We start from the raw sequence: 13,719 nt of genomic DNA, 5'->3' as shown, positions 1-13,719 counted from the left end.
TACAACGAATTCATCCTACACAGCTTGAGTTTTTTCTTAACACCTGCTTTTTTCGATAGTGTCTCAGTTAAATTGCTGAAAAATCTGTCCTTAGAGATAAGTAAAACATACCCCTAAGAGGTAGTGCTGGAGCCAGTTATTAGCAGTATCTAAAAGTGATTTTTCGGCATGGCTATAGCCTCCAAAATATCAATATTATGGAGACAATTATCTAGAAATTTTGCGTAAATTATTTCTGTTTATGCTGAGAAGACTTTTTCAATTCTTGCCATTTTTGTCGCAATTTATGTAAGTTAGGAGTATTACCTCCATAACGCCAACTAACATAAGCTTGACAAATATCATTAATGACTTCGGCATCATTTGGTGTGTGATACTCAGCAGCTACTTTTGCATACTCTAAAGGTGTCTGTGCGGGATGTTTACCTAAACCTTTTTGGTTAGTCCATAGCAGCATTTGTTGATAAAGACGTTCCATCGGTGGTAATTTACTTAAGCCCCGACGATGTCGCCAACCTCGCCACTGCACCCAGCCTAACCAGGCTAAAAAAGCTGCTGTAGTGGTTAATATCAGTCCTGTGAGAATGCCTAACCATCCTTGGGTGAATAGAGCCATAAACCAAGCGATCGCCTTTCCTAGCCAGCTAAAAATTGCCCCAAAGACACGATTTAAAAATCCTGTGACCGGTGACGGTAGCCACCCAGCTACCCACTGCCAAAACTGACGCAACACACTAAAAGTTTGCGTCTCCTCAATTGATGGTGGAATCAGGGGATGATTAGGAATGGGGTCAAAGGTAAACCAGCCATATTTCGAGAAGTAAACTTCCGTCATGGCGTAAGCATCTGTATTTTTAACTACATACATTCCCGTAAAAGGATTAAACTCCCCTGCACCAAAACCTGCTACTAGTCGCGCCGGAATACCTATGGAGCGTAGCATCACGGTTAAAACCGTGGAAAAATGGTCTGGATAACCGCCTTTATGTTTAAATAAAAACGCTTCGACCAGGTCTTCTTTGTCATCAAAAAAAGGTAAATCTAAAGGATTTTCCGGAATGGAATAGTTTTGTTTGATATATTGAGCTAGATACAGAACTTTTTCATAGGTGGAATCTAAGGTTTTCTGAGATTTACCGACCCGTTCACGGTTGTAGTTAGCTAAAATTTCTTCTGTACGCTCCCTAACTTTGGTGGAAATTTCTGGGGGTATCTGAAGATAATATTTGGCGATATTGGGGGGATAATCTGTACTAGCTGTTCCCAGTAAACTCCGATCGCGGTACGGGACATCAGAAATTACCGTATATGTCAAGTCTTCACCTAATCCCACAGGCGATCGCAATCCTCCCTCTTTATCTACCGCGATCACAGGTGTGGGAAAGTAAATTTCCCTGGGATAAGTCATCGCCGGAATTAAGTTAGGCAATTCGGAGACGATAGAGTAAGTCTGTATGACCTCTTTGGTTTTGCCAGAGATCGCTGGTGGTGGTAAGAAAATTTGATAAGACCAAGGCGATCGTTTAATCGTCGCCACATCATCATTACGGGAAACCTCCCAACCCTTACCCGTATAGTGGTCAAAAGCCAGTACCCGCCAGAAACCTTCAACTTGCGATCGCACCCGCATTACCACCTTGGGTTTCATCTCTCCCCGCAAGTTTTGGTTAATCTTGCTATTAAAACCATAATAAAAGCCACTGTCTAGCTTTCCTGGTTGTCCGTTGCTATCAGATGCCGTACCATTCCCTTGATTATCCGCATTACCTTGGCGGACATAGCCAGGATTGATAATACTCCGACCAGTAAAGCTATTTTTCACCTCAATGGGTGAACTCACAGGAAAAGTCCGCAGTTGGTAGCCAGGGAAACGGGGTAATAATGCAAATACCACCAACCCCAAGCCCACAACCACGGCAAACAATACAAAATATGTAGGTAACTGCTTAGTTAATTTAAACGCCTTTGCCTTTGTCCTTTGGCCTTTTGCCTTACCCAAACCTAACTGTGAACGGTAATTCACCACTAAAGTCGGCAAGGCGATCGCTAAAAATAATAATAAAATGGGTGCAAAAGCTAAAGTCTGACTTAGGGTTGCCGCCACACCCAACAAAATTAACCCAATCACAATAGAATAGCCCAGGTTTTTACGCCGAGGCACATCAAAACCGTGTAGTATTTGCAGTTGAATTAATAACTCCGCCAAAGCCAAGCGTGTATCATTTAACTCGCCAAAGATATTACCAAAAAAGGCTCCCAAAGCCATTAACATCCCAATGGCAATACAAAATTTGACGGTGATATTAGCTTGACGACGGCGGTAATAACTCCAACCTGCACCAAAAAAACTCAGAGGTATTGCCCACAGACTAAAGGTCGTATTAGCTGCAATATCTACAGCCGCAATACCTGTGATTACCAACGCTAGCACTAGTACCCGCAAGGAAATGGAGTCTTCCACTTCCACCGATGGCGATTCCTGATGATCCTCTCGCCTGTAACTGACGCGCAGATGCCAAAATCGATTCAACCTGGTTAAATTAAACATTTCCAATTTCGCTAAAGCGATAGAGTAGATGCTTCATAGAGACAGATTTTCGGGAAGTTCCTGTGAGAAAATCGGAACTCCCCGAAAGCAGCCTTTGGGAATTATAGATGTCTTGTAAATTTTCATTCTCGTTGCGGGTGATTGTAGAAGCCCTAATGACCCCCGGTTGAGAAAAATATAAAGATGCCAAAGCCACGATAATTAACTTATCTGTGGGTGTTGATCAACTGTTGGTGTGCTAGCGTTGGTAATCTCACTTAGATGGTGGGATTAATCACAAAGACCAATGGTAATTGATCCAGTTCTGGACACTCAACCTCTAAAAAGTAAGTTGGGTGGAGTTGCTGACCAGCAATTTCTACACTCAAGCATCCAGGAATTGACGACTGTGCCATAGCAATGGAGTTGTCACCCCGTAGTGTCAAAATTCCTTGAGTGGGTAAATCGCCATGAACACGCAACAGCTTGGTGTCACCTTGGGAGTGATATTCTACCCGCAGATTGAGAACACCGACACTAGTTAACCAGAGTCTTTCTACGACTGGCTGACTCGGAGAAACTGGTAAAGTCAAATTCTCTAACAGTTGTTTAGCCGCCATGAGGGAGATTGCCATTTGTTGATTAGACCCTAAATCTGAATAATCATTCTCGATATTAGGCATTGACTCTAATGGCGATCTGTGGCTGGTACGTAATACCAAGCCAGCAAGATTATTGATGGTGTAAGATTCGTTGGGGAACAAATCTTCCACCGCCTGCACTAATTTTGCCCCGATTGGTAGCGAAGATGTCACCAGTTGTTGACATTTGGCAAATAATTCTTGAAATACTTTCTCTGGTAGAGGAATGGGAAGATTCAGCTTAGATTGCTGCGCCATCCATCCCCAGTTCTGAGCAAATACTAGTGATGGCTCATCCAGAGTATCTGGATAGTCTACTATTTGTGTTTCCCAGGGAAACAAGGGTGGGTGGTTTTCGATGTGAATTTGTAACCGACGTTTGATGACGGCTTGAAAACGTTCTTGCACAGTAGGAATTTCTCCTAATAAAAAGGTGTGGGTGACACTTCCCAACTCTAACTCACCATGATTTTTACTGGTAGTTTGGTTGAGAGAGCAAATCTCCCCGATATCCTGACAATTTCCCTGATGGTTTTCTGGGGGTTGATACTACTATCCAGAAAACCGCGTAGGTAATTTTGTAGGGATTCTGAGTCACTATTCATGAGTGGATGCACTTGATCCGGATACTAAGGAATTACGAATTTCCCAAGCTTGTTCCAAAATTTTGAACCACCGTTTTTGTAGTTGTGCCATTGATAACCCTAGAGTTTTCGCTATTTTGTCATCGGCTAATCCTTGTTGTTTTAAATCCAGTAAAGCTCTTTGTTTCTCGTCTAGCTCAGAAGTATAGGCTTGCCATTGATGAGGAGTTAGACCCAAATTGGTGTGCAAAGAAGCCTCTAACCATTCGTGTACCAATTCCCAGCGATGTAGCAAAGCGAACCTAATGAGATGATACTTGAAGCGTTGTTGTAAGTAATCTCGCTGACGTGGAGTTAAGCCTAAAACGTTTTCAATTTCTTGGGCTGACATATCCTGGAGACGCAGCGAAAAGTAATCAGCACAGTCAGATTGGTCACGTTGTTCTAAATAACTCATTAATTCCGAAATCACAACGGAACGCAGTGTATCTTCTTCTGGTTCTGGTTCTGGTTGGGTAGCCATTGCCGCCCGTAGTTGCTGAACGGCCGGTTCTTCCCAAGAACCATCACCTTCATTGCTGCTACCTTCTGCGGCTTGTTCGATATCAACGTTAGTTTCTGGAGGTTGTTGTTGGGAAAAAGTTTGAGCGCGGAGAATAATCAACTGCTGCTGGCGACCTGGCAGGGGAATCCGCCGTTTACCGTAACGTTCGGTAAATGCCATGTACTCCGCTAGTTCTAAAAGAGTTTTCGGGCTGTAGGTGGGGCCGAGTTGATTTTCGCGACGGAAGGCGTTTAAGGCTTCTAAATAAAAACTTTGTAGGAAATCTTCTATGATTGTCAGCCGCCCTTGATAGCTCAATTGGCGTTGGGGAGGATTAATGTAACGATAAATAATGGCACTTAATGTACTGTGTAATTCAACTCTGCCCCGGTTAGAGCCTAGTTGATAATATCTCAAACATTGCTGTAGTCTGTGTTTAGCCAAGGTCATGGCAGAATTTTCTACAGCACCAGAGGCTTGAATACGTTTACTTTCGCTACAAATCCTGTATACTTCGGTAGTGATGCGATTGGCTACATCGCGACAATTCTGATCTGATGCCTTGGTGAATTGCTGTAGCTCTTTGTAGACAAGTGGGAAAATCACTTCTACACCGATAGTATTTTCTCCCAGAGCATTGGCGGTTGGAATAGTTGCTGTTGCGGCTGAATTCATAGTCTCGGTTTTCAAAAGACCCTATACATAAACTTAAATAGAACTTGTGACGGAGTGGGTATTGGCTTGATGGTTTTGCGTATTAGCTAAACGCTACCCCATCCTTAGACTCTAGGATGTGGCTGATTTTATTATTCCCAACTGTAATGGGATCAATCACATGGCGATAAATTTTATTGCCTCTACCCAACAGACGTTAACAAGTCATTATGGATTTAGAAACACAAATTCAATTGCTGATTAACAATGCACCCAGTGATGGTGTTACACCTCATCTTGTTGCAGCAATTGCTCCTGTACTTGTGGCGATCGCTCAAAAATTACGTCATTCCCAGTACCATATTCTCCAAGATGGGGAGGGTAGCTGGGTCTTGACTACGTTGAGCAAGCGTAGCAACCCAGGAATCGAAAAGCGTGTGGTTTACGCTTTCCCTACCATACAGGATGTTTCCCTAATTTCACCTGCTGGGCTTGACCCTCACCTGACCCCTAAAATTGTTCCCGCAACGCACATTTTGTTCCAATTGGTGGCATTAGAACCCGTAGATAGTATCGTTTTTTTGGAAACGCCGGGTAAAACCACTCATTCGTATGAGGTCAAGCGTTCTCAATTCCAGAAACTCATACAGAAACAGTTACGACAACAGCCTAAGAGTACAAACGTACCTCCTGATATTGCCTAAAAAAAAGTGGGGATGCTGGCTGTTTTCAATACACGCCAACATCCCCATTTTTTGCTCAAAAAAATCTCAAAAATTTTTGCTAAAAATCAAAAAATTTTTTTCCCGTTAGGGAAATCGGATCTTTAGTCTCTACTTTTTAGGTGAGGAGTCAACCGATTTTAGATTTTGGATTGACTGCACCCATCACGGGATGCAGCTTGGGGATTGTAGATTGACTATCTTCTCTAAGAGACGATCCAGCGCACGTAGTGGACGCAGAGCAGCGAGTATTCGAGATTTGTTCTGCTCACTCTCTGGCGGGGCTTGCACCAGAAACAATCGAAAATCCGAAATTTACAATCCAAAATTTGAATGTCAACAGATTAATACAATCTGCTCAATCCATATTCCGCAATATTGATTAATGTCTGGTGAGATTCTGACGGTGGAAGAACGGCTAAATGGTCAATTGCCAACTTAGTGTGGTGAGCAGCTAAATCTCTGGCTTTCTGTATCCCCTGGCTAGCCTGAACTAAATCTAGTGCTTGTTCTAAATCACCAGCTTGGGCAAATTCTCGCTCTATTAACACCTCCAAATAGGGTTTTTCGGCTAGAGCAAACAACACAGGTGCTGTGAGATTCCCACTTTTGAGATCCGAACCGACGGGCTTACCCAACATATCGGCGGTACTGGTGAAATCTAAAATGTCATCCACAATCTGAAAAGCTATGCCAAGATGACGACCATAGGCGTACAAATGTTCTGCAACATCTCCAGCAACTTCGCTGAGGATTCCTGCCGCTTTAGCACTGTTAGCAACTAAGGAAGCAGTTTTGTAATAGCTTTTTTGGATATAAGTTTCTATGGAAATACTCGCGTCAAACCGATTCAATCCTTGCTGAATCTCCCCGGTTGCCAAATCCATGATGACTTCTGACAGTAGTTTGACGACTTCTAAGTTGTCTAGGTTGGCGAGATACCAAGATGATTGAGCAAAGAGAAAATCGCCAGCGAGGATGGCAATGCGATTACCAAACAAACTATGAACGGTAGGAACGCCCCGCCGGACTTCTGACTCGTCTACCACATCATCATGTACCAAGCTAGCTGTATGAATCATTTCGGTGATTTCTGCTAGCCGACGATGGCGTGGTGTAATGTCTTGGTCTAACATGGTCGCCCGCGATATTAATAGCACGATCGCTGGTCTAATACGCTTTCCCCCAGCCCCGAAGAGATGTTCGGCGGCGGCAAACAGAATGGGGTGGCGATTTCCAACTAGCTGTTTGAGGTTATCTGCTAGTATTTGCAGGTCTGCTTCCACTGGGGCAAACAGAGAGGTGGCTGGGGTCATGGGTGGGCGGACTCTGACTTTAGTTACGAAAGTTTACATATCCTAATGTTTATTCTAAGATAAGCCTGTGCCAGCGCAAAGTTTTGCTCGGATAATTGAGAATAATAAATATTGAATATGTATCATTACCTATGCTTTAGAAAGGATTTGATTTAAGTATTGTTACCATCTGATTTTCCCTAGTTTTATTAAATACTCAGTATAATTCCTTAAAACTCTGGCGGAGAAAGATTATATTTTATGAGTTCTAAATCTTAAAGTCGTTTATTAAACACACTTAAATGTATATTTATCTAAATTAAGTGATACTAATTAAATATTAGTTATTTTTATGTATAAATTAATGACTTCTTGTATCTCTGTAAGTAGCTAAAAAATTTGAAATTTCGCCTCAAAGTTGGCTTCGTTATGTTACCCTATAATCTAGGGATTTTAAATTTTTCAAGTATTCACGCCACAACAGTAATTCACTTTTCAGTGAAATTGCTTCTTCAGTGTTGTGAGTTACAGATATAATTTCCTTCAACATTAATCAAGGGGATTTTCTCTTGATTTGTGCTTGTTGCGAAAGTTTCTTGGCTAGGGAGATAAGTGAAGTTTTTGAGAAGCGTTGTTATACGCTTCTAGTTTGCTTTGAGCGTAAGCTTTCTTCCAGTTGTCAAGATATCAGCAAAAATCAAGCAGACTAGGTAAGCTGCTGAGGAGTGCGGTATTGCGTCACAGTTAAGTGGCGTACTATTTGCTGTCGGATGTATGGTCTGCAATCAATTAAATATCAAAACCTCAGCCGGAGAGAACTAATTACTCTGTCGGTAGAGTTTAGCGTTACGTAATACGGACACCAAAATTTTATTTGTTTGGTGCTGTTTCTGCTGCTTTTATTTAAGTTCCTGATTTCTATGAAAAGGTGCGGGTGGGATTATGGTTTACGGGAATATGCCTATGATGATTTTTATTTTAGCTGCGGGATACTTATTCACTGTTTATCTATTATTGGGTTTAGCAAAACGCACAGGAAAAAAGCCTAGTCAGTAGTTATTAGTCATTAGTTATTAGTCATTAGTTATTAGTCATTAGTTATTAGTTATTAGTCATGATAAATTTGGTAGATATCTTGTCCAGGCAAGAGTAAAACCTGATTTGGGAATGTGACTATGCTTTATGAAGCAAAAATCCAGAGCATTTGACAAAGAGCTAGAATCAGCAGTCTTGATTTGATTATCTAGTGGTTAAAAATGGTTTTTTGCTAATGACTAATGACTAATGACTAATGACTAATGCCTAATGACTATGAATATTAGCGAAATCAACCGCTTCAACGATGGGCGTAAAGCCTAACCAATTGATTCCAGACTGGGCAAACTGTTGGGGAGAACCACTAACAGCAAAGCGAGTTGGGAGGGGAGGATGAGTGTTGTTGAGACCCAGCAATTCTAGTTCTTGAATACAGGCGTTGACGACATAAACAGCAGGGTCAATGATTTTTACTTGAGTTGGCAGGAGCGATCGCACTACAGGAGCAAGTAAGGGATAATGGGTACAGCCATACACTAAAGTATCAATATCTTGTTGCAGCAAAGGTTCTAAATAAGATTTAGCCACTTCTGTAGTGTAGGGGTCATGAATGCGATTCTGCTCAATGAGTGGGACAAACTCTGGACAGCCGACTTGCCACACTTCTACTTCTGGATTGATTTCTAAGATAGCGTGCTTGTAGGCGTTGCTTTTAGCTGTGGCTGGTGTGGCGATAATACCGATACGCTTACCTTGTTGGACGGCGGCTTTAGCTCCAGGCAGAATCACCCCTAAAATTGGGATGTCATATTCTGCACGGACTGTTTCTAGAGCCAAGGCAGAACTCGTATTACAAGCCATAATCACCATTTTCACCCGTTGCTGCTGCATCCAATCGAGGATTTCGCGCACAAATTGGGTGATTTCGGCTTGGGAACGAATACCGTAAGGTAGCCTAGCGGTATCGCCGAAGTAGATTACTGATTCATGAGGTAACTGCCGATAGATTTGACGCAATACCGTTAACCCGCCAACACCACTATCAAATACACCGATGGGAGCGCGTTGAGGCTCCTGTTCTAAGAACTCGTAAAGATTACCTTCAAAACTGGAAGATGAATACACAGGCAGATACTGATTAAAAATTTGGGGGATTTAAAATACAGAATTTAGCAGACATTTGGCCAAATGACCATTAAATTCTGTAGATAGACCAATTGAGCATTTTTAATATTTTGAGTAACTTGATCATCTCTTTAAATATTGCAGGATTCCACGGGCGATCGCCTCTGCCATACGATTTTGATATTCTGGTGAACCTAATCGCGGATTATCTTCCCGACCGGTCATATAACCTGTTTCTACTAAAATCGAAGGCATGGAACTCTTTCTGAGGACATAGAATCTAGCTTTACGTGTGCCTCTATCTTTAATAGTGCCAATACTTTGTAAGATACTGTTGCGGACTGTTTCCGCTAAGGCGTAGCCACTATCGTAATAGTAGACTTCTAAGCCGTTGACATCTGGGCGATTATCTACAGAATTAGCATGAACGCTAACGAACACTGTAGCATTGACGCGTTCGGCAATATCGACTCTACCTTGCAACTCCACGAAGAAATCAGCATCCCTGGTCAGTACAGCTTGCACGCCGTTCTGTTCTAAAATGGCGGCTATGCGACGACCAATAGGCAAAACGACATCTTTTTCCAATAGTCCACCCAAGCCTGGCGCGCCTGAGTCTTTACCACCATGTCCAGGGTCAATTACTACTAAGACTTTACCCTTGGGAACTGAGGAACGGGGGGTAGAAGTGTTGTGTCTGGGAATATCGATATTGGGATTGCGTGACTGAGACGGATTATCTGAAGGGACAAAGATTGGGGGTGTCAATCGGCGTGAGCCTTGTAACTCTAAAGCCAGAAGTTGGCTGCCGACTTGATTGAGTTCCCCTACCTGCACGCCGGCTGAAGGTTGTACTAAAACAACTACGGTGTTGGGTGCTTGGGGTTGTAACCGGACTCTGAGAATTGGACTATTGGCTGTGAGAGTTGGGCCTTTAACATTGGCGGCTAACTTAGCATTATTAATAGTGATCCGAAATAATCCTGTGGTTCTATCCCAACCACCTTGAGCAGATATAGGTTGATCTGCCCGAATCAATAACCGTGTACCATTTTCAGCTAATTCTATCGCTTCAATATTGGCTGGTGAATTGCTGGATATGGTTTGTGGGTTATTCTCTCTGGGTAATGTGACAGCACTTCTATTCGGTATGACTACGAACCCACCTACACTGCTAGTGCTGACTCGCCAGTCAGAACTATTTTTATCCAGCAGCATGGTCATTCTGACAGTTTGGTTGGTGTTTTGGGTAAATTGAATGCGGCTAACACCATAACGATTGATCGAAAAGTCTTGCTGTCTCAGGTTTGGTGATAAGGATGCGCCTGCAATATCAATGTTGAGTACCTGTTGATCTTCAGCGCGATTGACTCGAACTTGGGGATTACCGCCACGAGTGCGGACAAAAAAGCCATCGCCTGTAACTTGCAGGTTTTCGATTTGCGTAGTGGCGGCGAGGGTATTATTGACCTCTGGTTCGCGATTAGTGGGGGTGACTGTGTAAATATTTCTCGGAGATGGATTTGAGGGGGGTTGCTGGGCAATTTCTGGGTTATCGATGTTACTGTCTGCTACGGGTGTGGGTAATTGCACCGTCCAACGACTGGCGGTAATCCCTACAAACTTGATTTGTTGGGGGTCGAGGGTATAACCAGGGGCGAGTTCGATGACGATGCGGGTGGTTTGGGGGTCAAATTGTCCTACACGTACAGCCCGAATCGCACCCCCTACCTGCTGCGTCAACTGGGGTCTGCCGAGGGTTATCCCTGGTAGGTCAATTACTAAACGTGTCGGGTTAAAAATAAGTTGGGCTTGCGGTTGGACGCTACCTGTAGTGTTAATTTCTAGACGGTTTTGATTGGCATCAAAACGCCAAGAACTTAAACTTGTTGCCCAAGTTGGCGATGACAGTAACAATACCGTACCTACGGTTCCGGTTAGTAGCCACTCTAGTTTCACAATCTATATTCTCCTGATTCGCATTCATGAGAGCCTGTAGCAGTTATCAGTGATGCAGTTATTAGTTATGAGTGCCAGGAAAGCAACTTTGATAACTGTTCACTGATGTCATCTCAACATATTCGCAAATCCTCACACCGTCACCGTCCAAACCTGGGCATGGTTGCCATCAAATTTTGTATCGGTATAAAAATACATCTGATGGCGTAGTATCTTAACACGCCCTTGTAATTTTGCCACTGGGCGATCGCGCGATTCGTTATGAGCATAACAAATTAGCGTCGGAGATATTGGAGAATCCCACGGGCGATCGCATCTGCCATTTGGTTTTGGTAAGCTGTGCTTTGCAACTTAGCTACATCCTCGCGACCAGTCAAATAACCTGTTTCCACTAAAATAGAGGGCATAGAACTTTTTCTGAGGACGTAAAATCTGGCGCGTCTGACTCCCCTGTCTCTGACATTTACACCTTGGAGAATACTTTTATGAACTACACGCGCTAGACTCAAACCATTGTCGTAGTAATAAACTTCTAATCCACTCACATCAGGACGACCTGCGCCGGCGGAGTTGGCGTGAATACTTACAAAAACATCCGCCCCACCACGTTCCGCCATTTGGACTCGGCCTGGCAAACTGACGAAGTAGTCAGCGTTCCTGGCCATAATGACTTGCACACCGTTTTGTTGCAAGACTTGAGCAATCCTTTGGCTAATGGGGAGGATGATATCTTTTTCCCGTACTCCCCCAATACCAATCGCGCCTGGGTCTTTACCGCCATGTCCAGGGTCAATCATCACCACTACTCTACCTCTAGGTGCGGGGCGAGTAGGTGGGGTGGTGGGTTGGGGATTGCGCGGATCTGGTAGTTGTCCTTGGATGGGAGGTAGAGGTGGTGTAGTGACTGACCGACGAGAACCTTGTAATTGTAGAGCCAATAATTCACTACCAACTTGGTTGAGGGAACCAACTTGCACTCCGGTGGCTGGTTGGACTAAGACAATTACTGTATTGGGGTTTTGAGTCTGTAACCTGACTCGGAGGATGGGGCTATTGGCTGTTAATACCGGGCCTTTGACGTTAGAGGCTAACTTTGCATTATTGATGGTGATCCGAAATAAACCTGTATTTCTATCCCAACCACTTGTAGCGGATAAATCTTGATTAGCGCGAATGAGCAATTGATTATCTGCTAGATCAATAGATTGAATCGTTGCTACATCGTCGTTAGTAGGTGGTCTGCTGGGAATAGTAGTAACACTTTCGGAGTTATCTGAATTGGTATTGCCTGGGAGCCTTACCACACGACTGGGTAGAATGACCAAACCACCCGCACTACTGCTACTAACTCGCCAGTCTGGACTATTTTTATCTACCCGTAAGGTCATACGGACAGATGGTGTACGGGTTTGCAATTGGGTCAGTTCTACACGGCTGACACCATGCTTGTTGACAGTGATATTGCGCTGATTGAGACGGGGGGATAAAGTTGCACCGGCGATGTCCATAAAAATGGTAGTGCGATCGCGGCTACGAATTGTCCTGACTTGGGGATTATTCCCGCTTGTCCGCACAAAAAAAACCATCCCCAGTTACTTGCACGTTCTCAATTTGAGTTGAGCCAGCAGCACTAACTACATTTTCCGAAAACTCTGGTTTAGCGTCAGAATCTAGGGTGACTACGTTATAAACACTATCTGGACTAGATTCTGTGGTTTCCGCCACTGGTCGAGGTAACTGGACAGTCCAGCGACGGGGGGTAACTCCCACGAATTTGATTTGTTGGGGGTCGAGAGTATAACCAGGGGCAAGTTCGACAACGATGCGAGTAGTTTGGGGGTCAAATTGTCCTACGCGCACAGCCCGAATTGCTCCCCCTACCTGCTGTATAGACTGGGGTCTGCCAAAAACAATTCCTGGTAGGTCAATTACTAAACGTGTGGGACTAAAAATCAGTTGTGCTTTTGGTTGTACGTTTCCTGTAGTGTTAATTTCTAAACGGTTTTGACCGGCATCAAAACGCCAAGAACTTAAACTTGTTGCCCAAGTTGGCGATGACAGTAACAACACCGTACCCACAGTTCCGGTTAGTAGCCACTCTAGTTTCACAATCCTTTCTCCTGATTCGCGTTCATGAGACTTTTCAATATCTCAACATATTGGCCTGTCGTCACACCTTCACCACCTAAAATCTTGAGTTATATTACCTTTTTTGCCTGAAAAAATTGGTATAAAAATGTAGTTTAATGCTTTAGAATCTCAGTATGCCCTGAATTGTCTCTGGACTATCAGAGCATCATGTTTCAACTCATTAGAACAAGATGTCATCATGAGTTAGCCAGATATGTATGATTGAGTGCTGGTATAGAATTTTTCCGTAAAAACTCCAACTAGTGTTAACTGAAATAGTGCTGAAATTTGTAGTTGCTACCTTCTGTTAACTCAACAATCAGCGTAGATGAAGACTGAAAAGAAGATAAAACTGGCAATAAATTAAGTTCCAGATGTTAATACGAATGACACATAAAATTCATAATTTCAGGGGACGGAGATTCTAAGATAGAAGTTTCCTCATAATAAGGGATTGGGGATGGGGAATTGGGCATTTGAAAATATCATCTACCCTGCTTACC

General features: G+C 43.3%; 7 protein-coding genes and 1 pseudogene. 1 reads left to right on the top strand and 7 read right to left on the bottom strand.

The features are described from left to right. Window positions 1–229: 229 nt before the first annotated feature. The 3 genes from CV014_RS27145 to hetZ form a co-directional block, all read right to left on the bottom strand. Window positions 230–2,548 carry a transglutaminase TgpA family protein gene (locus CV014_RS27145; protein WP_236144860.1) on the bottom strand — a complete coding sequence of 773 codons (2,319 nt, stop codon included), beginning with the start codon at window positions 2,546–2,548 and terminating at the stop codon, window positions 230–232. Window positions 2,549–2,805: 257 nt separating this feature from the next. Continuing rightward, window positions 2,806–3,621, bottom strand: a complete 816-nt coding sequence (locus CV014_RS27140; RefSeq protein WP_329608456.1) for a PatU — start codon at window positions 3,619–3,621, stop codon at window positions 2,806–2,808. A gap of 144 nt (window positions 3,622–3,765) precedes the next feature. Then, complete coding sequence (hetZ, locus tag CV014_RS27135; RefSeq protein WP_236144859.1) at window positions 3,766–4,971, bottom strand: heterocyst differentiation protein HetZ; 1,206 nt, start codon at window positions 4,969–4,971, stop codon at window positions 3,766–3,768. Between the two features lie 209 nt (window positions 4,972–5,180). On the opposite strand from hetZ, the gene CV014_RS27130 reads away from it, so the two are divergent. Beyond that, entirely contained in the window at window positions 5,181–5,654 is a 474-nt protein-coding gene (locus CV014_RS27130; protein ID WP_236144858.1) for a hypothetical protein, read from the top strand. 362 nt (window positions 5,655–6,016) lie between these two features. Here the strand turns inward: CV014_RS27130 and sds are convergent, their stop codons facing one another. The 4 genes and pseudogenes from sds to CV014_RS27110 form a co-directional block, all read right to left on the bottom strand. Beyond that, a complete protein-coding gene (gene sds, locus CV014_RS27125; protein ID WP_236144857.1) occupies window positions 6,017–6,988 on the bottom strand; it encodes a solanesyl diphosphate synthase in 972 nt (323 codons plus the stop codon). Window positions 6,989–8,269: 1,281 nt separating this feature from the next. Next, on the bottom strand, window positions 8,270–9,127 hold the full coding sequence (gene murI, locus CV014_RS27120) for a glutamate racemase (RefSeq protein WP_236144856.1): 858 nt from the start codon (window positions 9,125–9,127) through the stop codon (window positions 8,270–8,272). A gap of 123 nt (window positions 9,128–9,250) precedes the next feature. After that, window positions 9,251–11,086, bottom strand: coding sequence for an N-acetylmuramoyl-L-alanine amidase (locus tag CV014_RS27115; RefSeq protein ID WP_236144855.1), 1,836 nt, complete (start codon window positions 11,084–11,086; stop codon window positions 9,251–9,253). A gap of 275 nt (window positions 11,087–11,361) precedes the next feature. Further along, window positions 11,362–13,195: pseudogene (locus tag CV014_RS27110) on the bottom strand (N-acetylmuramoyl-L-alanine amidase). Window positions 13,196–13,719 lie beyond the last annotated feature (524 nt).

Origin of the sequence: Nostoc sp. CMAA1605, assembly GCF_021596505.1 — a bacterium.
GTDB lineage: Bacteria > Cyanobacteriota > Cyanobacteriia > Cyanobacteriales > Nostocaceae > Trichormus.
The sequence above is the reverse complement of the archived record's forward strand: the minus strand, read 5'-3'. Positions and strand labels throughout refer to the sequence as shown.